Origin of the sequence: Neoluteolibacter marinus (assembly GCF_014904755.1) — a bacterium.
GTDB lineage: Bacteria > Verrucomicrobiota > Verrucomicrobiia > Verrucomicrobiales > Akkermansiaceae > Haloferula > Haloferula marina.
On record NZ_JACZFQ010000023.1, the window covers coordinates 98,830 to 120,698 of the forward strand.

Annotated in this window: 22 protein-coding genes; 10 read left to right on the forward strand and 12 right to left on the reverse strand. The window is 64.0% G+C overall.

All coding sequences use genetic code 11. From position 1 onward, the window contains the following. A complete protein-coding gene (locus IG178_RS06685) occupies window positions 1-441 on the reverse strand; it encodes a DUF5069 domain-containing protein (RefSeq protein ID WP_193211748.1) in 441 nt (146 codons plus the stop codon). 105 nt (window positions 442-546) lie between these two features. On the opposite strand from IG178_RS06685, the gene IG178_RS06690 reads away from it, so the two are divergent. The 3 genes from IG178_RS06690 (at window position 547) to IG178_RS06700 (ending at window position 4,538) form a co-directional block, all read left to right on the forward strand. After that, entirely contained in the window at window positions 547-2,724 is a 2,178-nt protein-coding gene (locus IG178_RS06690; RefSeq protein ID WP_193211749.1) for a sulfatase/phosphatase domain-containing protein, read from the forward strand. Between the two features lie 133 nt (window positions 2,725-2,857). Further along, entirely contained in the window at window positions 2,858-3,883 is a 1,026-nt protein-coding gene (locus IG178_RS06695) for a zinc-binding alcohol dehydrogenase family protein (RefSeq protein WP_193211750.1), read from the forward strand. Window position 3,884: 1 nt separating this feature from the next. Further along, a complete protein-coding gene (locus IG178_RS06700) occupies window positions 3,885-4,538 on the forward strand; it encodes a phytanoyl-CoA dioxygenase family protein (protein ID WP_193211751.1) in 654 nt (217 codons plus the stop codon). A gap of 4 nt (window positions 4,539-4,542) precedes the next feature. On the opposite strand, the gene IG178_RS06705 is transcribed toward IG178_RS06700, so the two are convergent. From IG178_RS06705 to IG178_RS06740, 8 genes are all read right to left on the reverse strand, one after another. Beyond that, on the reverse strand, window positions 4,543-5,028 hold the full coding sequence (locus IG178_RS06705; protein WP_193211752.1) for an LURP-one-related family protein: 486 nt from the start codon (window positions 5,026-5,028) through the stop codon (window positions 4,543-4,545). A gap of 96 nt (window positions 5,029-5,124) precedes the next feature. After that, the gene (locus IG178_RS06710) at window positions 5,125-6,156 is read right to left on the reverse strand and encodes a hypothetical protein (protein WP_193211753.1); all 1,032 of its coding nucleotides are present in this window, start codon (window positions 6,154-6,156) and stop codon (window positions 5,125-5,127) included. Window positions 6,157-6,162: 6 nt separating this feature from the next. After that, complete coding sequence (locus IG178_RS06715) at window positions 6,163-7,119, reverse strand: hypothetical protein (RefSeq protein ID WP_226895020.1); 957 nt, start codon at window positions 7,117-7,119, stop codon at window positions 6,163-6,165. A 117-nt stretch (window positions 7,120-7,236) separates the two neighbouring features. After that, complete coding sequence (locus IG178_RS06720; RefSeq protein WP_193211755.1) at window positions 7,237-8,385, reverse strand: Gfo/Idh/MocA family protein; 1,149 nt, start codon at window positions 8,383-8,385, stop codon at window positions 7,237-7,239. Window positions 8,386-8,434: 49 nt separating this feature from the next. Further along, entirely contained in the window at window positions 8,435-9,745 is a 1,311-nt protein-coding gene (locus IG178_RS06725) for a hypothetical protein (RefSeq protein ID WP_193211756.1), read from the reverse strand. 43 nt (window positions 9,746-9,788) lie between these two features. Then, on the reverse strand, window positions 9,789-10,790 hold the full coding sequence (locus tag IG178_RS06730; protein WP_226895021.1) for a sugar phosphate isomerase/epimerase family protein: 1,002 nt from the start codon (window positions 10,788-10,790) through the stop codon (window positions 9,789-9,791). Between the two features lie 28 nt (window positions 10,791-10,818). Then, complete coding sequence (locus IG178_RS06735) at window positions 10,819-11,133, reverse strand: hypothetical protein (RefSeq protein WP_193211757.1); 315 nt, start codon at window positions 11,131-11,133, stop codon at window positions 10,819-10,821. A gap of 196 nt (window positions 11,134-11,329) precedes the next feature. Next, window positions 11,330-12,433, reverse strand: coding sequence for a hypothetical protein (locus IG178_RS06740; RefSeq protein WP_193211758.1), 1,104 nt, complete (start codon window positions 12,431-12,433; stop codon window positions 11,330-11,332). 105 nt (window positions 12,434-12,538) lie between these two features. Here IG178_RS06740 and IG178_RS06745 point away from each other — a divergent pair, with 105 nt between their 5' ends. The 4 genes from IG178_RS06745 to IG178_RS06760 all read left to right on the forward strand — a co-directional run bounded on the left by IG178_RS06745 (window position 12,539) and on the right by IG178_RS06760 (window position 15,331). Next, window positions 12,539-13,384 (forward strand): sugar phosphate isomerase/epimerase family protein, encoded by an 846-nt coding sequence (locus IG178_RS06745; RefSeq protein WP_193211759.1) that lies wholly within the window; start codon window positions 12,539-12,541, stop codon window positions 13,382-13,384. A gap of 82 nt (window positions 13,385-13,466) precedes the next feature. Beyond that, the gene (upp, locus tag IG178_RS06750; protein ID WP_193211760.1) at window positions 13,467-14,087 is read left to right on the forward strand and encodes a uracil phosphoribosyltransferase; all 621 of its coding nucleotides are present in this window, start codon (window positions 13,467-13,469) and stop codon (window positions 14,085-14,087) included. An 89-nt stretch (window positions 14,088-14,176) separates the two neighbouring features. Next, a complete protein-coding gene (locus tag IG178_RS06755; RefSeq protein WP_193211761.1) occupies window positions 14,177-14,332 on the forward strand; it encodes a small basic protein in 156 nt (51 codons plus the stop codon). 99 nt (window positions 14,333-14,431) lie between these two features. Further along, a complete protein-coding gene (locus tag IG178_RS06760; RefSeq protein WP_193211762.1) occupies window positions 14,432-15,331 on the forward strand; it encodes a pseudouridine synthase in 900 nt (299 codons plus the stop codon). Between the two features lie 79 nt (window positions 15,332-15,410). Here the strand turns inward: IG178_RS06760 and IG178_RS06765 are convergent, their stop codons facing one another. The 3 genes from IG178_RS06765 to IG178_RS06775 all read right to left on the reverse strand — a co-directional run bounded on the left by IG178_RS06765 (window position 15,411) and on the right by IG178_RS06775 (window position 17,147). Continuing rightward, window positions 15,411-16,049: a hypothetical protein gene (locus IG178_RS06765; protein ID WP_193211763.1), complete on the reverse strand. Its 639-nt coding sequence runs from the start codon at window positions 16,047-16,049 to the stop codon at window positions 15,411-15,413. Window positions 16,050-16,063: 14 nt separating this feature from the next. After that, window positions 16,064-16,684: a PEP-CTERM sorting domain-containing protein gene (locus IG178_RS06770; protein WP_193211764.1), complete on the reverse strand. Its 621-nt coding sequence runs from the start codon at window positions 16,682-16,684 to the stop codon at window positions 16,064-16,066. A 64-nt stretch (window positions 16,685-16,748) separates the two neighbouring features. Further along, complete coding sequence (locus IG178_RS06775) at window positions 16,749-17,147, reverse strand: hypothetical protein (RefSeq protein ID WP_193211765.1); 399 nt, start codon at window positions 17,145-17,147, stop codon at window positions 16,749-16,751. Window positions 17,148-17,272: 125 nt separating this feature from the next. On the opposite strand from IG178_RS06775, the gene IG178_RS06780 reads away from it, so the two are divergent. The 3 genes from IG178_RS06780 (at window position 17,273) to IG178_RS06790 (ending at window position 21,424) form a co-directional block, all read left to right on the forward strand. Next, entirely contained in the window at window positions 17,273-18,457 is a 1,185-nt protein-coding gene (locus IG178_RS06780) for a substrate-binding domain-containing protein (RefSeq protein ID WP_193211766.1), read from the forward strand. 142 nt (window positions 18,458-18,599) lie between these two features. After that, on the forward strand, window positions 18,600-20,564 hold the full coding sequence (acs, locus tag IG178_RS06785) for an acetate--CoA ligase (protein ID WP_193211767.1): 1,965 nt from the start codon (window positions 18,600-18,602) through the stop codon (window positions 20,562-20,564). After that, on the forward strand, window positions 20,561-21,424 hold the full coding sequence (locus IG178_RS06790; protein ID WP_193211768.1) for a hypothetical protein: 864 nt from the start codon (window positions 20,561-20,563) through the stop codon (window positions 21,422-21,424). The genes acs and IG178_RS06790 overlap by 4 nt, the downstream gene beginning before the upstream one ends. Window positions 21,425-21,869: the final 445 nt, after the last annotated feature.

Here is a 21,869-nt window from a genome sequence, read left to right on the forward strand (position 1 = left end):
CTATTTCAGGAGGGCGGCGTGGATTTCCTGCCAGTCGTCCAGGTTGTTCAGGTTGACCGCGTCGCGGAATGCCGTCGCGTCGTCCGGCAAGCCGGAAGCCGCCAGAATCGACCTGCGGGTTTCATCGTCATGATGGTAGCCGGCGATCGCGGCATTCAGCTTCGAAACCGTCTCCGGATCCGTCTTCACCCCCGGGCGCGATGCGACCCATTCCTCGAACCGGGGATAGGTCGGCCGCTCGTCCGCGATGAAGGCCAACACCTCCGCACGGTCGAGGCCGAGGCCATCGATCACCATTTGATCGAAGCCATGCCCCGCACCGGGATACCCGTCGGCAAGCAAGCCCTTCGCCTCGAGCGAGACCTTCAACCACAGGCGGGGCAAATGGAGCACGCCGAGGGGGCCGGCGATGGCGGAACTGATGAGAGGAACAATTTTCATGGCAGCCTCAACCAAGACACGGAGCGGGCTCCCGTCAAATGGCCGCTTGCAGTGCCCCACCCGATCCTTGCAAGACCGCACCGGTCCCGCCGTATGCTCGGATCCATGCGAGCACTCCTGTCCCTGCTACTCGTCGGCACCGCCCTTTCCGCGCCGGAGCGGCCGAACATCCTTTTCCTGTTCTCCGACGACCACGCGCTGAACGCGATCTCGGCCTATGGCGGCCCCCTGAAAGACCTCGCCCCCACCCCCAACATCGACCGCATTGCCAACGAGGGGGCCGTCTTCACCCGGTCCTATTGCTGCAATTCGATCTGCGGGCCTTCACGCGCTGCCATCCTCACCGGCAAGCACAGCCACATCAACGGCTTCCTGGACAACGACAAGGCCCGCTTCGACGGCAGCCAGACCACCTTTCCCAAGCTGCTCCGCAAGGCCGGCTACCAGACCGCGCTGATCGGCAAGTGGCACCTCGTCACCCGGCCGACCGGCTTCGACCACTGGGAAATCCTCCCCGGTCAGGGAAGCTACTACAACCCTGACTTCATTACCCCCACCGGCAAGAAGCACGAGGCGGGCTACGCCACCGACATCATCACCGACAAGGCGATCCGGTGGCTCGACCAGGAGCGCGACAAGTCGAAGCCCTTCGTCATGATGTGCCAGCACAAGGCGCCCCACCGCAACTGGTCCCCTGCTCCCCGCCATCTCGGCCTGTTCAAGGACGTGACATTCCCCGAACCCGCCAGTTTCCGCGACGACTACGCCAACCGCAGCGCGACCCTCGGCGAGCAGGAGATGACCGTGGCGCGCCACATGTCCTGGGCGCACGACATGAAGTTCAAGGGCCCCAACCTCTTCCCCGACACCTTCACCCAGATCGGCAACGGCGAGTACGCCCGCATGACACCGGCTCAGAAGGAATCCTGGGATGCCGCCTATGAGCCGGAAAACCAGGCGTTCATCGCCGACATGAAAGCCGGCAAACTCGACGAAAAGACGGTCACCAGCTGGAAATACCAGCGCTACATCAAGGACTACCTGCGTTGCGTGCGCGCCGTCGACGAGAACGTCGGCCGGATGCTCGACTACCTCGACAAGAGCGGTCTCGCGAAGAACACCCTGGTCATCTATTCCTCCGACCAGGGCTTCTACCTCGGCGAGCACGGCTGGTACGACAAGCGCTGGATGTTCGAGGAGAGCCTCTCCATGCCCTTCATCGCCCGCTGGCCGGGGGTGGTGAAGCCCGGCACCCGCAACGACACCCTGATCCAGAACATCGACTACGCCCCGACCTTCCTCGAGGCGGCCGGCGTGGAGGTTCCCGCCGCGATCCAGGGCAAGAGCCTCATCCCCGTCCTCAAGGGCGAAACGCCAGACGACTGGCGCAAGGCGATCTACTATTTCTACAGTGGTGAAGCCACCCACCACGTGCCGGCTCACGACGGCGTCCGCAGCGAACGCTACAAGCTGATGTATTTCCCCGTCACCGGGGAATGGAACCTCTTCGACCTGGAAAAGGACCCGCATGAAATGCAGTCCGTCCACGCCGACCCGGCCTACGCCCCGGTGCTCGCCGAGATGCAGGAAACCTACTCGAAGCTGCGCGCAAGCTACCACATGAGCGCCGCCACCGTGCCCGCCAACCGCTTCGGCGAGGATTGGTGGAAGAAGCGCCACGAAGCCAAGGTCCCGCTGGCGAAAAAGGGCGGCCACGACCTGGTGTTCATCGGCGACTCCATCACCCAGGGCTGGGAAGGCCACGGCAAGGCGACCTGGGAGAAATACTACGGCAAGCGGAATGCCCTCAACCTCGGCTACTCCGGCGACCGCACCGAACACGTCCTGTGGCGGCTCATGAACGGCGAGCTCGAGAACGTCGACCCGAAGCTCTTCGTCATGATGATCGGCACCAACAACACCGGCCACCGCCAGGATCCCGCGGAGCAAACGGCCGATGGCATCAAGTTGATCCTCGACCTGCTCCGCGACCGCAAGCCGGATGCGAAGATCCTGCTGCTCTCGATCTTCCCCCGCGACGAGAAGCCCGATGGAAAACTCCGCCAGCTCAACAACGCCATCAATGCGCGGATCAAGGAATACGCCGACGGCGACATGATCCATTGGCTCGACGTGAGCGGAACCTTCCTCACCGCCGATGGCATCCTGCCCAAGGAAACCATGCCCGATTTCCTCCACCCCCAGACGGCGGGCTACGATATGTGGGCCAAGTCGATCGAAGCCAAGGTCGCCGAGTTGACCGGCACGACCGAGGTCAACTGAGGCCCCGCAGGCGCGGTGGTGTCACCGCGGTAGCCGCCGCTGATCCCGGCAGCCATTCAACTTCCCGCGGTTTCACGATCCCGCCTACGGTTGGGGATGACAGGTCAGCCTCAAGTGGACTACATCTAACGCCATGAAAGCCATCGCCATCACCCGCAAGCTGCCGCTCGATCACCCGGAGTGCTTCGTCGAACTCGACCTTCCCGATCCGGTCCCCGGCCCGCGCGACCTGCTGGTGAAGGTCAAGGCGGTCGCGGTGAACCCGGTCGACTACAAGGTCCGGCAGATGCGGGCGGAAAGCGACACCGCGCCGAAGATCCTCGGTTGGGACGCAGCAGGGGTGGTCGAAGCCGTCGGCAACGAGGTCTCGCTGTTCCGCCCCGGCGACGAGGTCTTCTACGCCGGCGACATCACCCGCCCCGGCTCCAATGCCGAGCTGCAATTGGTCGACGAACGGATCGCCGCGAAGAAGCCCGAGACCCTCGGTTTCCCGGAGGCCGCCGCGCTGCCGCTGACGGCCATCACCGCTTGGGAATGCCTGTTCGACCGGATCGGTCTGACCGCAGGCGACCTCGACCATGGCAAGGACAAGGCCCTGCTCATCCTCAGCGGAGCCGGCGGCGTCGGCTCCATCGGCATCCAGCTCGCCACCACCCTCACCGGCTACACCGTGGTCGCCACCGCCTCGCGGCCCGAGAGTATCGCCTGGTGCCAGGAAATGGGAGCCCACCGCGTGATCAACCACCGCGGCGACTGGCCCGCCGAACTCAAGCAGCTCGGCTTCCCCCACGCCGACGCCATCGCCTGCTTCGCCGACACCACCGGCCATTGGAAAGCCATGGCCGACGCCATCGTTCCCCAAGGCACGATCACCGCCATCGTCGAATCACCGACCGTGCCCGACATCGGCTTGTTGAAGCCCAAGAGCGCGACCTTCGCCTGGGAGTTCATGTTCACCCGCCCGATGTTCCAGACGCCGGACATGATCGAGCAGCACAAGCTGCTGAAAGAGGTCGCCGCCCTGGTCGACGCCGGCCGCATCCGCACCACCATGCGCGAGAACGGCGGTCTCCTCACCCCCGGCTCCCTCGCTGCCGCCCATCGCGACCTCGAGGCCGGATCGATGATCGGCAAGCGGGTGCTGGAAACCTCGTGGTGATATGAGCCTCGACCCGCACGGCTGGGACCGGGTGCCGTCACACCTTCCACCGCAACTCCTGCGGACCTTGCGCGACGAAGCCTTCAAGGCGGGATCCGCGGGAACCCGCTGCCTGCTCGACAATCCCGCCGTGGCGGAGGCCTCGCGCGAAGTGAAGCGACGGCTGCAAGCGCTGGGCATCCTGCCCGCCGCGGCGGTGGCGATCCAGGCGATCGCCTTCAACAAGACGCCGGAGATCAATTGGAAAGTCGCCTGGCACCAGGACCTCATGTTCCCCTTCGCCCGTCCGGTCAGCAGCCCGGGCTACGATCTTCCTTCCCGCAAGGCAGGCATCGACTATGCCCGCCCGCCACTCGCCGTGCTGGAGGACTTGCTCGCTGCGCGACTTCACTTGGACGATTGCCACGATCAGAACGGTCCATTGCGGGTCAGCCCCGGCACCCATCGTTCCGGGATTATGTCATCGGACCACGCGGCCGCCGCCGGCCGCAGCGGCGAAGTCACCTGCCTTGCCGGCGAAGGCGACCTGATCCTGATGAAGCCCCTCGCTCTCCACGCCTCTTCGCCCTCCCTCATCCCGGGGAACCGCCGGGTGCTGCACCTCGTCTACCATTCCGGGAGCCGGCTGCCGGAAGCATGGCACCGGGCGTTGTGAAACGTCACGACTCCGACTCGTCGTGCAACACCTGGTCGATGACGATGCACGCCGCGAGGATGGACACCTCGTCCTCACCCTCGGCAATGCGGACGCCATAGGTGTCCGACATGCTGAAGAACTCCTTGTCGACCGTGGCAACCACCCGCCCACCGCGGATGAACTCATAGTCATGCGTCCAGAACCGCCCCTGGATCGTGTAGTCGTTGGGCCCCGGCACATCGAGGGTGAACTCCTTGCTGAACCAGCCGAACTCCTTCACGACCTCCGCGAACAAGCTACCATTCCGATGGATCTCGTAGCGGGGCATCATCGAGAACATCTTCTGCGCGATGAAGGCAAGCTCCCGCCCGGCGGGATCCTGGAAGGAAAGCTTGTCGCCCCACGAGAATGCTTCTCCCTCCACCCGGAACGCGGTGTTTCCCGCCGAGTCGCGGATCACGAAGTCATCGCCCCAAGACCAGAACTTTTCACGAATCTGATAGATCACGCCGAAGACTCGGAGAACACCGCGTCAGCTGCAGCTACAATCTCCTGCCCGTCTTCGACTCACGGGAGAAGAACATCCAATCCCACGGATCGCAATTCACCTCCCCCCGTCGGATTTCAATATCTCCATGATTTCGTAACGAAGATCGTCCGGCACCCTGGATGGTTCCACCTCCCTCGCCGGATCATCAGGATCGAGCAGCTTGTTTGCATACGCAACGAGATAGAACCGCCGAACCTCGGGCCGATGTGCCCCGTAAATCCCGGCGACCAAGGTCTCCTCGGTCTGTTTTCGAGACATGTAGCTCTCAGCCGTGGTGAGCAACCTTCCGCTGGAATCCTCTCCGGCCAGGGCAATCACCCGATCGACGACTTCCGTGGAAACCGCTCTCGACGTCCCGATGCGGTGCGCTCCCCTGAGGGCTGCACAAATCGCCTCTTCCCGGGACCCCGGCATGGTTCCCCTGACGGTTCGTTGCGGCCCCAAATCACGGGTGACTCCGGCATCGGGACCGGTCGCGAACGGATCCGGATCCCCGGACGAAGCAGTACCAAGCCACCCCTTGCTCCATGGCGGGTCGGCAGGTAGTTCGTCGAAGAGACCAAGCAATTCGACGGGATCCTGCCATCCCATGATTTCGGTCCAAACGGGGCGAAGCCGCGCCGTCGAAAGACCGAAGGTCCGGTTCCGGATCAATTCCCAAGCAAGGTCCGGCCGGGCGGTGATCCCTGCTCGACACACCTCGACCGTTGAAAGGCCTGAAAACCCCCGCTCCCCGTGAGCCTCGTTGAATCCGGCACCCAGCGCGGCCTCTAGGTCGACCAAGCACCACTCTCCGAGCAATTCGCATTGCAGGTCCGAAATCTCATGAGGAGCAAATCGCCCTTCCCCGAGGATCTTCCATGCCGCTGCGAAGGCCGCCGCGGGCGCACTCTTCTCCGGACGACCAAAGCGACGGGATCCTTGCTCCCCGGACTGCATTCCGGATCGATGTTTTGAATTGGTCCCATCCAAATCCGCAACCTGATGCCTCCCCTCCGGATTCCTCCCAAACCCCGACATTGCAACTGCTACGCCCGTGATCAGCGCGGCAAGCAGGGTGGGCCAATAGCGAAGGGATGCGTTCATCTCGACCTAACGGGATTCAAGACCGTTCCGAATGTCATCCGACCCGATGAGTTCGCGGAATTGATGATAGATTGCCCCGTCGTTGTTTCCGAAATGAGGGAGCATTGCCGCGATGGCGAGGTCCCTTTCCATCCCGGCCGGAAGCCCCGCCGCCCATGACAAATAATCGCTCCCATAGCTTTCGAGAAAGCGCGGTGTATGGTCTTCCCAGACAGACCGGCGAGCTTTCACCGAGACTTCCTCGTTTTGCTCCGGGATGGTCCCCAACAACGAAAGAAGCTCCGCCGGACCGAATTCCGAACGATACCCCCTGGCAGCCCAATACTTTGCACCCGTCGCCTGTTGCTGCGGAAGGGTGTCGAGCAATGGACCTGCGCGGACAGGGTCAAGCTGGACGAGACTGTCGTACAAGCAAAGCCGGAGGACTTCAGTGCGCGCGACCTCGGGCAAGATCTCCGCGAAATGATCGTGGATTTCCATTGCTTCCATTTCACCGTGACGGAACGCGCAGGCAAAGTTGCGGCCGCCATCCCATTCGATTTCCGGCAGGAGAATTGCATAAAGGCACGATAGATAGAGGGCCTTGCGGGCCCGCTCACCTCGGCCATCCGACGGGTGCCCCGTAGACGCGGCGCTGCCGTCGAGATTGATCCCGATCTCGCCAAGTGCTTGGGTCAATCGCTCGGGGAGCGACGATGGCATCTCCTCACGATCGGGAGATTCGGACTTGAATGTGAAAAAGTCCGACGTGCCTCGGGATGTCTTCGCCCGCAGTCGCTTGAGGAGCCGTTGCCCCGCGACCGTAGCATCGCCGGAAATGTCGCGAGCCACCCTAGTGGCGACCCCGTCCACGGATCGCAAATCGCCTTCTGACTTTGAATCCAGGGATTCCACCGCGACGACTGCTCCCCACCCCGCGAACCCGGCGACCAGATGTAGGAAGATGATGCGAACCTTTGGCATTCTCCGATTACCCCTCGGCGCTGCATCGAAGTCAAATCACAAGCCGGAAAGGACAAGCCGGCACGAAAACGCCACCGTTCCCGGAGGAACGGTGGCGCCGGGAAATCGAGGACGAACTCAGGACTTCTTCACGTCAACCCACTGCCCGGTCCGGGCGGACTCGAGCACGGCGTCGCAGACGTACTGGGTGCCCAGGGCGTGGCGGAAGTCGGGATAGCGCTTCTCCGCCGACGGCTCGTCGAGCGACTTGAAGAACTCCGCCAGCTCGTGGGTGAAGGAGTGCTCGTAGCCGAGGCAGAGGCCGGGGACCCACCAGTTCCCGGAGTACGGGTGGTCGCCGTCGGTGGTGTGGATGTTGGTCCAGCCGCGGCGATCGCCGGGGACGCCGTGGTCGAAGTACGAGAGGTAGTTCATGTCGTGGAGGTCCCACGCCAGCGACTTCTTCTCGCCGTTGATCTCGAAGGTGTAGAGCGCCTTGTGGCCGCGGGCGTAGCGGGTGCTCTCGAAGATCGCCAGCGAGCCGTTCTCGAAGCGGGCGAGGAAGGCGCAGGCGTCGTCGATGGTCACCGCCTGCTTCTCGCCGGTCGCCGTGTGGACACGCTCCTTGATGAAGGTCTCGGTCATCGCGCTGACCTGGACGATGTCGCCGTTGATCCAGCGGGCGGTATCGATGCAGTGGGCGAGCAGGTCGCCGGTGACGCCGGAACCGGCGGCCGCGGCATCAAGGCGCCACAGGCCGGCGCCGCCTTGCGGCAGTTCTTCGGAAATCGTCCAGTCCTGCAGGAAGTTCGCGCGGTAGTGGAAGACCCGGCCGAGTTCGCCGGCATCGACGATGTTCTTCGCCAGCGTGACCGCGGGCAGGAAGCGGTAGTTGTACCACACCAGGTTCGGCAGGCCGGAGGCCTCGACGGCCTTGACCATTTCCTCGCCCTGCTCGCCGTTGAGGGCCAGCGGCTTCTCGCAGAGGATCATCTTGCCGTGCTTGATGCACTCGAGCGCGATCTCGGCGTGGGAGTCGTTGGGCGTGCAGATGTCGACCGCGTCGATGTCGTCGCGCTTCACCAGCTCGCGCCAGTCGGTTTCGTAGGAGGCGTAGCCCCACTTCTCGGCGAACTCCTTCACCTTCTCCTCGCTGCGCCCGCAGACCGCCTGGCGGACCGGGACGTGGGTGGTGTCGAAGAAGTGGCTGAGCTGGGAATAGGCGTTCGAGTGGGTGCGGCCCATGAAGCCGTAGCCGATGAGGCCGATGCGGATTTCTTTTTTCATAATGATGAAGAGGGTCGTGTGTTGGGTTGATATTGGATTCCAATCGGCGTCAGACAGTGCCCGGTGTCCGGGTATGCGCGTGCTGTGGGAAGTCGAAGGTCAGGACGAGCGGTTCATCTCCCGTGTTCTCGATTTCCACACCACCACGATCCAGCGCGGCCTGGGTGATGAATCCGATCTCGGGATAGATTTCGCCGAGCTTCATGTCCTGGTGATAGCGCACTTCGAGTTTTCCAACCCGGCCGCGTCCGCCGTTCGTGTGGAACAGCGCGGGACTTTCCGGGCGGAAACTCGTCCTGGCTCCAGGCGCAAGGGTCAATCGGAGAATGGAGCACTTCTGGTCACCGAGGATATCACCGTAAACAATCCACTGTGCGTTCACTCCGTCGCCGGAAAACTCTTCGGCGGCGATCGCCGGACGCGAATTCTTCCGAACGAAGTCGGGATCCTGGTTCGCCTCGAAGTCGAACTTGTCGACCAGGTATTCCCAGTCTTCGTGCCGGTCTTTCGGATAGTCCTCTTCCCGGCAGGCGTAGAACGCATCGGCCGCTCCGATCCTTCCGTCGAGCGTCAGGTCCTCGGCCAGGAAATGCTCGTCCATCGTGACGTGCAGCTCGTGGGTGCAAAGGTCCGTCGGCGAGTGCAGCACACCGTTCGGCATCACGAAGCCGTCGTCCAGTTTCATCATCGTGTGCGACGACAAATGCCGCACCCCGTTGTATTCGCCCTGCCCCCAACGCTTCATGCAGGCAAGGAAATCGTCCTTGGTGACGAACGGATACAGCCCCATGGCCGTGGTGTGATAATGCGACGGGCTGACCCCGGGATTGTCGAAGGAATTGATGTCGTAGACCTCCCACTTCGACCAGTGAAGGTGGTGGGGAATGGGGTTCAGGTTGTCGAACTTCTTGGACACGATCGGCCAGGTGACCCGGCCGAACAGGGATTGGGAAACCGCCATGAGCTTCTCTCCCATGACCGCCTCGGGATGGGTCTCGATCAGATCCTGAAGCGAGATGACCTGCCCGCCCGGAGTGAGCACGTGGGCCTCTCCCTCACGGAACGGCGCCTTTCCCGTGCGGGTATCGATGACACCGGTCACAATGGGCACGGTGCAGCACATCCAGACTTCATCGAGTCCGGTTCCGCCCATGTAGTCCGGATAGTAGGATTTTTCATCCAGGCGAAGGCGTTTGCCCGGGGAGCAGAAGGTCCGGCCGGCGTAGCGGTGCAGAAGCTGCAGCACCCCGTCATTCTGATCGAGGCAGTCATCGAGAATCGAATCCGATCCTCCGTCGATGACATCATGATGGGGATACTCGTGAAGTTTCTCCGCGAGAATGGAAGTCGAGGCAGCCATGGTAGGTGGTTCCTGAAGAATGGGTAGTGGAGTGGCAGCAGCTTCAGAGTGCCTGGTCGACTTCGATCATCTTGCCGAGGATGGTCTCCCAGGTGCGGGCGTCCTCGAGGATCTCGTTGGCGAACATGCAACCGTCCCAACAGATGTGCTTCATCCCGCGGGCGGCTGCGTCCTTGAGCCAGAAGGCTGAGCACCTGGCGATGTCGAGCTTGCCGTTCGGGTCGTCGGCGCGGCAATGGCGGCCGGTCTTGTCGTGGCTGCCGGTACCGTGGACCGAGCCGTCGTTCTGGGCGACGTGGAAGTCGATCGTCCACGGCCGCAGGGCGTCGGTCAGCTTCGTGTAGGCCGGCCAGAATTCCTCGTCGCTGTAGCCTTCCTTGAGCAAGGCGGCTTCCGGGGCGTTGTAGCCCATCAGGTAGAGGTAGGTGTGGGCGAGGTCGGCCTGGAAGCCGACGGTTTCCGGCATGCCGGTCGCTTCGAGCGTGTCGATCATCGCCTTCCAGGAATGCATGCCGCCCCAGCAGATTTCTCCTTCCGCTGCCAAGCGCTCGCCGTGCTGCGCGGCGACCTTGCCGGCCTCGCGCCAGGTTTCGGCGATCTTCTTCGTGTTGCCCGCCGGGTCCTTCGCCCAGTCGGCCACGCCGCCGGCGGAGTCGATGCGGATTAACCCGTACTCGCGCACGCCGTGGGCCTTGAGAATGTCCGCGATGCGGCAGGCCTTCTCGACGGCGAGGATGAAGTTCTTGCGGTCGTAATCGGAGCCGAAAGCCGGTCCGCCGACGGTGCCCGGCCAGACCGGGGCCACCAGCGATCCGACCTTGAGGCCCTTGGCGGCAATCTGGTCGGCCATCGCCTTGATCGCGTCGTCGGTGGCGTCGGGATCGGTATGCGGGTGGAACAGGAACAGGTCCACGCCGTCGTACTTGCGGCCGTTGACGGAGGCGGCGGCGGTCATGTCGAGCATGTGCTCGAGCGAGATTGGCGGGTGGTCGGTGCCGGCCTCCTTGCCGACGAGACCGGGCCACATGGCGTTGTGAAGTTTCATGATCTTGGGTTGTGCGGTGTGTTGTTAGTTAGAACGGTTGATAGGGATTGAGGGTGCGGGTGATGCGGAAGCCGGAGATCCGGGCCGAACGCCCCGCGGGATCGGCCTCGACGAGAACCAAGCCACGTTTGAAATCCACGGGCACGTGGTGACCCAGCGGCAACTCGTGGAGCTTCGCGGACGACCCGACTTTCACCATCGCCGAAGTGGCTTCGACGGAATCCAAGATAACCACGCGCTCCACGATCGAGACGGACTCATGCTGCCTGACCAGCACTCCCTCGCCGCCCCCTCCATCATGGATGGCACAGGAAGAAACGAGGCATGTGGTCGTGGCGAACACGAGATGGCGCGTAACCTTGGATCCCAAGGGCTTCATCTTTTGTGAGCACCCATCGCCGGGGTGCCGGGATTCTTTACCGGGCCGAAGTAGCGCAGGCAGACCGGCGCTTCAGTGCCGGAGCTGCGCCTGCGCAGGTCTTGGACAACGTGGGGATGATTCATGGTCTTGGGTTCAGGAATCTTGGGATATCAGTGGATCAGAGAGGATATTTCCAGTCGACGGGAGTCCGCACGTTCTGGCCGGACTCGCCGGTGATGACGACGAAACCGGGGCCGTCGGGGACAATGGACCGGACCGCGCCGAATCCGTCCGGCACCGCGGCGACGGCCTGCACGATACGCAACGAAACCGTCTGGTCCTTCTTGAAAGCACGGCTGGTCGGGATGCTGCCGGACGCCAGCAAGTCCTTGCGGGCGACATCCACCCCATCGGAAAAATGCGAGCAAACCTCCTCGATCCCGAGCCGGCCGAAATGCGATCCGTCCCAGGGGGCCGCGTGGCGGCCGCCGTTGGAAATCCAGAACAGGGTCGCCGGGAAGTCGGCGGGGTTTTTCAGCGAATACCACACGTAGCCGTCAAGCACGGCGGCCGACCACGCGAAAGGCTGCTTCGGGGTGGTCGGCTCGTTCACCATCATCACCAGGTCATCGTACCCCTGGCGGGCGGGATAGCGGGTCAAGTCGGTGCTCCCGCCGTTCGCAAGCGGCACCTCGCCCAGCTCCGTGAAGCGAGCGCCGGGAAGCAAGGCACCGTACTCGCGGTTGCGGGGATCGGAGAAGGCACCGGGATACACCGATGCCCACCGGAAGCCGGACACACTCACCCTGCCTTCCCCTTCTTCCAAGCCCGAAAAATCGAGGATCGGATGGGTTCCATAGTTGAAACTCCCCTCCACCCCGGAGATCCGGTGATCGCAATAAATGGCGGTCTGCCCCTCCTTGATCAGGACAATTTTCTCCATCCACCCCCCACTATCCGGATCATCCATCCCGAGATGAATGCGATCATCCCCGCCGGAAACCACCTGCCACGCGGCATTCGCGGAAACCCCGTGCGGCGGGCCCTTCCGCTGCGGCCCGAAGGGAAAGCAAAAGAAGTCGCCACGCAGGACGGCGAGCAATCCAGGCAGCTTTGAATCCGCCTCGTCACCGCGCCACGGTGCCATCGCGTATGGCGAGACAACCCGCTCCCCGAGGTCGAATTCGACCGGGGCAAGGTGCCCGCCACGGCAGGTAATCCACAACTTCACGAGGTCGTGGGAGAGCTGCCAGCTGGGTTCACCGTGGACAAGATCGTTCATGCAGGTCACCGATTCAGAAAAAATCTCACAATAACGGAAGCAAAATCACATCGGTCCGAAAAATGAATCGCCCCGGACCGTTTCGGCACCTACTCCAATTCCACCATGAATATCGGCTTCAACACCCTCCTCTGGGGTCCCGGACTTTCGCTGGAACTCTTCCCCCTGCTCGATTCCCTCAAAGGCGCCGGCTACGATGGCGTCGAGATCCCGATCTTCGCCGCCGACGTCGCGCACCACAAGGTGGTCGGCCAGGCCCTGAAAGACGCGGGTCTCCGCTCGACCGCCGTGACGGTGATCCCGGACGAGGAACACAATCCGTGCAGCCCCGTCGCCGCCCACCGCGCCGGAGCGGTGGATTACCTGAAGGGCATCATCGACACCTGCCAGGCCGCCGGCACCGAGATCCTGATGGGCCCCTATCACCAGCCGCTCGGGGTGTTCTCCGGCGGCGGTCCGACCAAGGATGAATGGGAACGCGCGGCGGAAGTCCACCGCCAGGCCGCCGATTACGCGCAGCAAGCCGGCGTGAAGCTGATCATCGAGTGGCTCAACCGCTTCGAATGCTATTTCATCACCACCATGCAGCAGGGTGCCGACTACGCCGCGCTGGTGAACCACCCGAACTTCGGCACGATGTTCGACACCTTCCACGCCAACATTGAGGAAAAGGACCCCGCCGCCTCGCTGAAGAAGCACCTCGGCGCCGTCGGCCACGTCCACATCTCGGAAAACGACCGCGGCACCCCGGGAACCGGCCACGCCGCGATCCGCGAAAGCATCCAGGTCCTCAAGGAAGGCGGCTACGACGGCTGGCTGACCATCGAGGCCTTCGGCCGCTCGCTGCCCGAGCTCGCCGCCGCCACCCGCGTGTGGCGCGACCTCTTCCCGTCACCGGAAGAGGTCTACACCAAAGGCATCGCCTATATCAAAGAGTGCCTTGCCGACTGAGACTCTGGCCATCCCCAGACCGGGAGCAGACGGAATCACTCCCCGCTTGCCTCCCGGCACGGATCGCGCTTTCTCATGGAGCGTGGTTTATGTTGTCGATCATCCGCTCATCCTTGCCGAACTGACCGGCATGCGCGACCGGACCTGTCCGGGGCCGGAATTCCGCCAGCGCCTGCGCCGCATCGCCTCCTTGATGGTGCCGGCCGTCACCGCCGATTTCGAAACCAAGGTGGTCAGCTGTGAGACCCCGCTCGAGGTGACCAGCGGGCAAAAGGCCGCCCGGCGGATCATCCTCACCCCCATCCTGCGGGCGGGCCTCGGCTTCCTCGACGGCTTCTTCGACCTTCTTCCGGACGCCGCCGTGGCCCACATCGGCCTGGCTCGGAACGAACTGACACTCCAGCCGGAGCCCTATTACATCAAAACGCCGCCGGTGATCGCCGACTGCGAGGTGATCCTGCTCGACCCGATGCTCGCCACCGGCGGCTCCGCGGTGGAGGCCGTGCAACGGCTCGTCGACCTCGGCGCCACCCACCTGCGCTTCGCCTGCCTGGTCGCCGCACCGGAAGGGATCGCCACCTTCGAGGCGGCGTGGCCGGATGTCCCCGTTTTCACCGCGTCGATCGACCGCGGCCTGAACGACCGCGGCTACATCCTCCCCGGACTGGGGGACGCTGGCGACCGCCTGTTCGGCACGATTTGAAGAATCCCTGAAATGACCGGATTTTCCCATTGCCAACGGGACCGGACCTTCCTAGTTTCCGCGCCCCGTTCAGCAACAACGATTTTCCCATGTCCAAGCACAGCAGCCTCAAAGCATCCGGTTCCGCAGCAGGAAAGCGCTCCGTCATGAAGCGCTTCGAGCGCGTCAAGCTCCTCAAGGAGCGCGGCCAGTGGAAGGCCGGCACCAGCCCGATCGGTCTCCCGAAGACCAAGGGTGAAGCCTGAATCCGGGAATCCCCGATTTTCCGCAGACGCGCAGTGCCCGCAAGGGTCTGCGCCTTTTGCGTTTCTAGAGCCTGAATCCTCCATCCCGACCCGACCGCCATGCCCGAAGGCACCCGATTGAACAAGTTCCTCGCCTCCTGCGGGGTCGGCTCCCGCCGTGCCTGCGACGCCTTGGTGCAGGAGGGTCACGTGGAAATCAACGGCAAGCCCTGCCTCAATCCGGCCCAGCGGGTCGAAGCGACCGATTTCGTCCGGGTCGACGGCCGCCGCGTCCAGGAGAAGCAGACGACCACGGTGATGTTCCACAAGCCCCGTGGCTACGTCTGCTCGCGCGAGGATGAACTCGGCCGCGACACCATTTACAAGGTCATCCCCCTCACCCTCCAGCACCTCCATCACGTCGGCCGCCTCGACCGCGATTCCGAGGGGCTGCTGATCCTGACCAACGACGGCGACCTCTCGCAGTCGCTGATGCACCCTTCGAAGTCGGTCGAAAAGGAGTACATCGTGACCGCCAACCAGCCGGTCCTCAACGAGCACCTCGACCTCTTCCTGTCCGGCGTCTACGTCGAGAAGACCCGGATGGTCGCCAAGGAAGTCGCGCGCCTGTCGTCGCGCCGCTACCGGATCGTCCTCGAAACCGGCCTCAAACGGCAGATCCGCATGATGTTCCAGGCCCTGGGCTACAAGGTCCAGAAGCTGGTCCGCCTGCGCATCGGTTCACTTGAGCTCGGGCCGCTGCCCGCAGGCGCCTGCCGGTTGATCGACGACCCCGAGATCGATCTGCTCCGCCGCAATCCCAAACGCAAGCCGGCCCGCCGCCCGGCCGCCAAGACAGCCAAGAAGGTCGCCCGCAAGGTGGCCAAGCCGGAACCGGGAACATCCCGCCCCGCCCCGCCGGCCAAGGCGGCACGCCGCCCGGCAAGCGGCAACCTGCCGCCGTCGGCCCGGCATACCTCGAAAAAGTCGGCCAAGCGGGGACCGCGGCGATCCTCCTGAGCCACTGCCCGAGCCCCTCCGCTTCACGAGCCAGACCACTCGGGAAAACTGCGGCCACCCTCTTTGCCTCTCCTCGGGGTTACCCCTCGCCTTGATACTCGGCGCCGGTGCACTTGGTGCCGTCGTGGTAGCAACGCCACGGCTTCTCCGCGCTGTCGACCTTCACGTCGATGATGAACGAGTTCTCGCCTCTCTTGGACGAGATCACCTTCATGCCCGTCTCGTTGCCGACCTGCTTGCGCAGCTCGGCGAGGCAGTCGTCGATCACCTTCTGCGGGACCGGACCGGTCGCTGGTACTTCCTCGTCGACCGGCTGCTTGTCAGTGACTCGAACCATCAGCTTGTACTCCGCGACCTCTCCCCGGCGGGCGGCGGCACGGTTCTGGAAGATCGAGATCGTGTGGTCGCCGGTCTTGTAGAGTTGGCCGAGATACTTCATACCGCCGGTCGCGGAGGTGTAGAGGGCCTCGTCGCCGGGACCGCGACCCGGGATGTAGATGTTGAAGTCGGCGCTCTTGCCCTCCGGCAGCACGGTCACCTGGAGGAACTGCTTGTCCTTGGCGTTGAGCTTGTAGAGCACCGAGTCGCGTCCGGTGATCTTGCCGGTCAGGATCGCGTGGTCGGAGCCCTTCTTGAATTCGACGCGCTTGGTGACGTCATCGGCCGGGGCGGTCGACAACAGCGCAGCGAACAGGGCGAGTGGAGCGAGGGAACGCATATCGGGATCCTCTGTTAAAAACCGCCCCGGCGGCGGCGCAAGGCGATGGAGAACACGCCCAGGCCAGCCAGCAGCGCTCCGGACGGCTCCGGAACCACGTTGACCGCGAATTGTCCGGTCTGAGGACCGGCGCTGGCCCAGCCGGACGAGCTGGTGAACACATCATCCCCAATGCTCCAGCCCGCGAGTGCCGGTGATTCGGAGTCGGAACTGGTAAGGGCCCAGCGGGTGATGTCCCCGGAGAGGCTACCTCCGCTCATGACCAGCCAGTAGGTGGTCGATGCCGCAAGGTTTGTGGCGGAACTCGGGGTGAAGAGGTACGTTCCCGGATCGGTAATGGCACTGCCGGTCAACGAGACGGTCTGCGTGCCAGGAGTTCCACCCGCATCCGAGTGGATCGACACGGTAATCCCATCGGCGGAGTTCCCGGTGTCCCGCGTGAAGGCGATGGCGATTGATTCCAAGCTCCACGAGGGCAAGCCATCGCCGGTCGTGAAGGAAGTGGCGACCTGAGTCTGAAAGCCGATGCCGCCATTGGGGGACTCCCCCAGATTGGAAACGGCGACGGCCGCCGAGGCGGTGCTCACCGCAGCGGAGGCGAGCAATGAGGCGAGGATGGGAGTGTGGTGGTTCATGTCAGGTGTGGACTGGTTTGATTTGGGTGAATCTGGATGGATGCGGTGAATGGTGAAAAATGGCTCACTCCGCCATGCTCCGCGCCCAAGCGGGACCGTTGGCGGCTTCGTAGGCCATCACCGTGCCAAGCTTGGCGCCGGTGCGGCTGTTGAAGAGTTCGACGGTGGCCGGGCCGTGGTTACCGCGGGACTTCACCACGATCTGCTCCTGCTCGGCGTACCAGCGGGTCTGCTCGACGTTTGGCGCGGCGGTGCGGAACGAGGTCAACACCCGGCCGCCCTCGCGGATGGTGACGGCCCCGTTACCGGTCTCGGCGGTCAGCGGCTGGCCGTAGGAAGACGCGCTGCCGGGCAACTGGCTGGCGCTGCCTTCGACGGGATTGCCGTTCTCATCGACCATGATGCACTGGGTCATAGGGAGCACGGCGGCGGCGGTCAGGAGGGGAAGAAAAATGGATCTCATGATGGCGACAAACGGCCGGGATGTTAGACCAAAGTGCGCTTCGGATAATAGGTCATTTCGAAACGACAAAGTTCACGTATTATCAGGTTGCCCCCGCCCGTGACCCGCCGTAGTCAAGCTTCGCTGTGCCTTCCACCCGTCGCCGCATCGCCATCATCCTGCCGCTTGAGTCGGACCATTCGGCACGGCTGCTGCAAGGCGCCCTGAGCTATTCGCGGGAGAAGCCCGCCGTGACCCTGGTGGATGTCTTTTACCCGGTCGACCAGCCTGGACGGCTGGAACTGCGTGACCCGGTCGATTTCGACGCGGCAATGATCTGGGCATCGCGTGACGCCAGCTGGGTGGAGGCCCTGCTGGACCGCGGCATCCCGCTGGTCTCGGTGAGCGGCGATTGGCCGGTGGAACGGGTGCCGTGCATCTCCTTCGACTCCGAAGCCGTGGTGAAGATTGCGGTGGAACATCTGGCGGCGACCGCGCCGGCGCGCCTGCTGTATGTCGATTTCCGAACGCACGGACTGCCGGTCAAGGAGCGCCGTTGCCAGATGTTCGTCGAACACACCCGGCGACTCGGCATTCCCGCGACCTGCCATCAGGTTTTCGAGCCCGCGGACGCCGCCGATTCCGAAGCCGCGCGCCGCCTGCCGCTGGGGGACCTTCCCGCACGGCGCCTGCGCCAGGCCCTGGCATCGTCGCCGCTCCCGGTGGGGATCTGGTGCGGCGAAGACCACTTGGCGCGACGGGTTTGCGATCTGGCCACGGACATGGGATTGCGGGTACCGGAGGATATCGCGGTCCTCGGCCTCGGCGATTTCCCGGTCGCCGAATGCGGCCACCCCACCCTTTCGAGCATCCCCTTGCCCGGCGAGCGGATCGGCTTCGAGGCCCTGGCCGTGCTGCACCGGCATTTGATCGAGGGCAAGCGTCCGCCTCCCTTCACCCCGGTGCCGCCGCCCCCGGTCACCCGCCGCGAGTCAACCGCCGGTCATTCCCCCGACGACCCGCTCGGCCGCGCCATGTCGCTGATTGCAAGCGGGGCCTGCGAAGGCATCACGGTCAAGGAAGTCGCAGCCGGCGTCGGCATGAGCCCGCAATCCCTCCATGCCCGGTTCAACCGGCAATTCGGCCAGCCGCCCGGGGAAGCGATCCGCGGCGCACGGCTGGCCGCGGCCAAGCGTCACCTCGCCGACCCGTCGCTCACCGTCTCACGGGTCGCGGCCTTGTGCGGCTTCGACCAGGTGAACCGGTTCAGCAGCTTTTTCCGCCGTGAAACGGGTTCCAGCCCGCGCGATTGGCGGAAGGATCCCGTTTAGCGGGACGGCCCGCGGCGATCACCCGAAAAAGTCGGCCGCGCGGGCATCCCGGGGGAAGTTTTGAGTCGCCCCCGCCAAAAAGGCCCTTGTAGTTTTCAGCACATTCCGGGAACCCGAAATTTGCCCGGAAACCCAAGGACCCATGAGCAATTCGATTGAAAGTCACCTCGCGGAGGACCGCGTCTTCAAGCCCGCCAAGAGTTTTTCCGCCAAGGCCCGCATCTCCAGCATGGCCCAGTACAAGAAGCTGTGGAAGGAGTCGGTCGACAAGCCGAAGAAGTTCTGGGCACGGGAGGCCAAGGAACTGGCCTGGCGCAAGCCGTGGAAGAAGGTGCTCGACTGGAAAGCCCCCGACGCCAAGTGGTTCACCGGCGGCAAGCTCAACGTCACCGAAAGCTGCGTCGACCGCCACGCCGCCGGACCGCGCCGCAACAAGGCAGCGATCATTTTCGAGGGTGAACCCGGCGACCGCCAGGTGATCACCTACGGCCAGCTCCAGCGCGAGGTCTGCCGCTTCGCCAACGTGCTGGTCGCCAAGGGCGTGAAACCGAAGGACCGGGTCCTGGTCTACATGCCGATGATCCCCGAGGCCGCGATCGCGATGCTCGCCTGCGCCCGCATCGGCGCCGTGCACTCGGTGGTGTTCGGCGGTTTCTCGTCGGAATCGATCGTCGACCGCCTGGAAGACTCCGGCGCCACCCACATCGTCACCGCCGACGGCGGCTGGCGCCGTGGCAAGATCGTCCCGCTCAAGGACAACGTCGACGAAGCCCTAAAGAAGTACCAGGGCATCCGGTCGGTGGTCGTTTTCAAGCGCACCGGCCAGGAGGTCGCGATGACCGACGGCCGCGACAGCTGGTGGCACGATGAAACGGCGAAGGTTCCGGCGAAGCACGAGGCAAAGGCCTTCGACTCCGAGCACCCGCTGTTCATCCTCTACACCTCCGGTTCCACCGGCAAGCCGAAGGGAATCCTCCACACCAGCGGCGGCTACCTCACCGGTGCCTACACCACCTGCAAGTACGTCTTCGACATGCGCGACGACGATGTCTACTGGTGCACCGCCGACGTCGGCTGGATCACCGGCCACACCTACATCGTCTACGGTCCGCTGGCGATGGGGGTGACCCAGGTGATGTACGAGGGCGCCCCGAATCACCCCGATTTCGGCCGTTTCTGGCAAATGATCGAGGAATACGGCGTCAGCATTTTCTACACCGCGCCCACCGCCATCCGCGCCTTCATCAAGGCCGGCGACCAGTTCCCGGAAAAGCACGACCTCTCCTCGCTGCGCCTGCTCGGCTCCGTCGGCGAGCCGATCAACCCGGAAGCCTGGATGTGGTATCACGACAAGATCGGCGGCGGCCGCTGCCCGATCGTCGACACCTGGTGGCAGACCGAGACCGGCGCGATCATGATCACCCCGCTGCCCGGTTGCACCCCGACCAAGCCGGGGACCGCCACCCTGCCCTTCTTCGGCATCGATGCCGCCATTCTCGACGAGGAAGGCCACGAGTGTAAGCCGAACGAGGGCGGCCGCCTGGTGATTCGCAAGCCGTGGCCGTCGATGACCCGCACCATCTACGGCGACAAGGCCCGCTTCAAGAAGACCTACTGGTCCGACTACAAGGGCATGTACACCGCCGGCGACGGGGCCCGCCGCGACAAGCAGGGCAACTTCTGGATCGTCGGCCGGCTCGACGACGTGCTCAACGTCTCCGGCCATCGCCTTGGCACCGCCGAAGTCGAAAGCGCGCTGGTCGCCCACGCCGCCGTCGCCGAGTCCGCCGTCGTCGGCCGTCCCGACGACCTCAAGGGCCAGGCGGTCGTCGCCTTCGTCACCCTCAAGGAAGGCGTCGAGGGCACCCCGGCCCTGCAAAAGGAGCTGCGCGACCACGTCGGCAAGGTCATCGGCGCGATCGCCAAGCCGGACGAAATCCACTTTGCGCCCGCCCTGCCGAAGACGCGCTCCGGAAAGATCATGCGGCGCCTGCTCAAGGAGCTGGTCGCGACCGGAAATGTCACCGGCAACACCACGACGCTTGAAGATTTCACGGTCATCGACAATCTTCGGAAAAGCATCGAAGCCAGCAGGAAAACCGGATGACGACCTCCCGCTACATCATTGCCCGCATCGCCCAGGCCTTCGGCGTGAACCGCCGCCAGCGGCGCATGTCCGAAGCCGCCAGCGAAATGCACCTGCTGCGCGAAGCCGAGCAGGTGCTCGGGCAATCGGTGTGGGAGCAGGTCGAGGAGGTCGAGGAACTCGGCGTCGAATACTGGAACCTGCGCAAGCTGATGAAGGAGCGGGAAGAGATCCGCTCCCGCCTCGACGAGTGTGAAGCCGTCCTCACCGACGCCCACGAACAACGGACCGCCCTGCTCGGCACCAAGACGGATGCCCAGCAGGAGCTCGAGGAGGCGCGCAGCCAGCTGTTGCAGGATCAGGAGAACCTCGCGAAGGAGCGGGATTCGGTCATCCAGCAGGCCCGCGAGATCCGCCGGATCTACGACGGACTGAAGATGAAACTCGAGGTGCTCCAGCGCGAGGGCGGCTCCGAGGTCATCGAGAAGACCAAGGGCCGCATGTCGGAACTCAAGGTCAGCTTCACCAAGTTGAAGCAGGACCGGGATCGCATCGCCGCCAGCATCGCCGAGGGTGACCGCAAGCTCGATGTCATCGAGACCGATCTCAACGAGGAGAAGCAGAAGCACCGCGACGAGGCTGCCGACGCATTCCAGCTGATCGGCCAGGCCAACCGCGAGATCTCCGCCCTCAAGGCCCAGCACGGCCTGGTTGACACCCAGATGCGCCAGTTGTTTAGCGAGATCGGCCGCCATGTCAGCCGCAACGCCTTTGTCAGCGACCAGTGCCACAAGGCCGCGAAGGGCCACATCCCGATGATCGACGTGATGCGCGCCCTGCGCCGATCGGTGGCGATGAACCACCGCCTCGCCGGGATGTAGCACAACGTTTCACGTTGTGTACAGGATCGTGTCGCCTTCCCGGGCAACGACGCCCCAGTCGGGAGAAGTCCGATTCGGAATCCTCTGGTCCTTCAGCGCCTGTCGCCAAGCGAGCCCTCCACCCGGAAGAAGCACAACGTTTCACGTTGTGACCGTGAACGCACCGCCTCCACCGGCAAGCCCGCTCGTTTCCGGAGAATCCCCCGACCCGGAGTTAAGCCGGACCTTCAACGCCGGATTTACCAGCGGGCCTTACACCCGGGCAACTTGGAAAGTCGCCCTACTTCAGCCACCCGGAAGTAGCACAACGTTTCACGTTGTGACCGTGAACGCACCGCCTCCACCGGCATGCCCGCTCGCTTCCGGAGAATCCCCCGACCCGGAGTCAACCCGGACCCTCAACGCCGGATTGCAAGCGGGCCTCACACCCGGGCAACTTGGAAAG

Bases quoted from the DNA above. Each gene is read 5' to 3' on its own strand.
- IG178_RS06685 (WP_193211748.1), bottom strand. From the start codon at position 441: ATGAAAATTGTTCCTCTCATCAGTTCCGCCATCGCCGGCCCCCTCGGC.
- IG178_RS06690 (WP_193211749.1), top strand. From the start codon at position 547: ATGCGAGCACTCCTGTCCCTGCTACTCGTCGGCACCGCCCTTTCCGCG.
- IG178_RS06695 (WP_193211750.1), top strand. From the start codon at position 2,858: ATGAAAGCCATCGCCATCACCCGCAAGCTGCCGCTCGATCACCCGGAG.
- IG178_RS06700 (WP_193211751.1), top strand. From the start codon at position 3,885: ATGAGCCTCGACCCGCACGGCTGGGACCGGGTGCCGTCACACCTTCCA.
- IG178_RS06710 (WP_193211753.1), bottom strand. From the start codon at position 6,156: ATGAACGCATCCCTTCGCTATTGGCCCACCCTGCTTGCCGCGCTGATC.
- IG178_RS06715 (WP_226895020.1), bottom strand. From the start codon at position 7,119: ATGCCAAAGGTTCGCATCATCTTCCTACATCTGGTCGCCGGGTTCGCG.
- IG178_RS06720 (WP_193211755.1), bottom strand. From the start codon at position 8,385: ATGAAAAAAGAAATCCGCATCGGCCTCATCGGCTACGGCTTCATGGGC.
- IG178_RS06725 (WP_193211756.1), bottom strand. From the start codon at position 9,745: ATGGCTGCCTCGACTTCCATTCTCGCGGAGAAACTTCACGAGTATCCC.
- IG178_RS06730 (WP_226895021.1), bottom strand. From the start codon at position 10,790: ATGAAACTTCACAACGCCATGTGGCCCGGTCTCGTCGGCAAGGAGGCC.
- IG178_RS06740 (WP_193211758.1), bottom strand. From the start codon at position 12,433: ATGAACGATCTTGTCCACGGTGAACCCAGCTGGCAGCTCTCCCACGAC.
- IG178_RS06745 (WP_193211759.1), top strand. From the start codon at position 12,539: ATGAATATCGGCTTCAACACCCTCCTCTGGGGTCCCGGACTTTCGCTG.
- IG178_RS06755 (WP_193211761.1), top strand. From the start codon at position 14,177: ATGTCCAAGCACAGCAGCCTCAAAGCATCCGGTTCCGCAGCAGGAAAG.
- IG178_RS06760 (WP_193211762.1), top strand. From the start codon at position 14,432: ATGCCCGAAGGCACCCGATTGAACAAGTTCCTCGCCTCCTGCGGGGTC.
- IG178_RS06765 (WP_193211763.1), bottom strand. From the start codon at position 16,049: ATGCGTTCCCTCGCTCCACTCGCCCTGTTCGCTGCGCTGTTGTCGACC.
- IG178_RS06770 (WP_193211764.1), bottom strand. From the start codon at position 16,684: ATGAACCACCACACTCCCATCCTCGCCTCATTGCTCGCCTCCGCTGCG.
- IG178_RS06775 (WP_193211765.1), bottom strand. From the start codon at position 17,147: ATGAGATCCATTTTTCTTCCCCTCCTGACCGCCGCCGCCGTGCTCCCT.
- acs (WP_193211767.1), top strand. From the start codon at position 18,600: ATGAGCAATTCGATTGAAAGTCACCTCGCGGAGGACCGCGTCTTCAAG.
- IG178_RS06790 (WP_193211768.1), top strand. From the start codon at position 20,561: ATGACGACCTCCCGCTACATCATTGCCCGCATCGCCCAGGCCTTCGGC.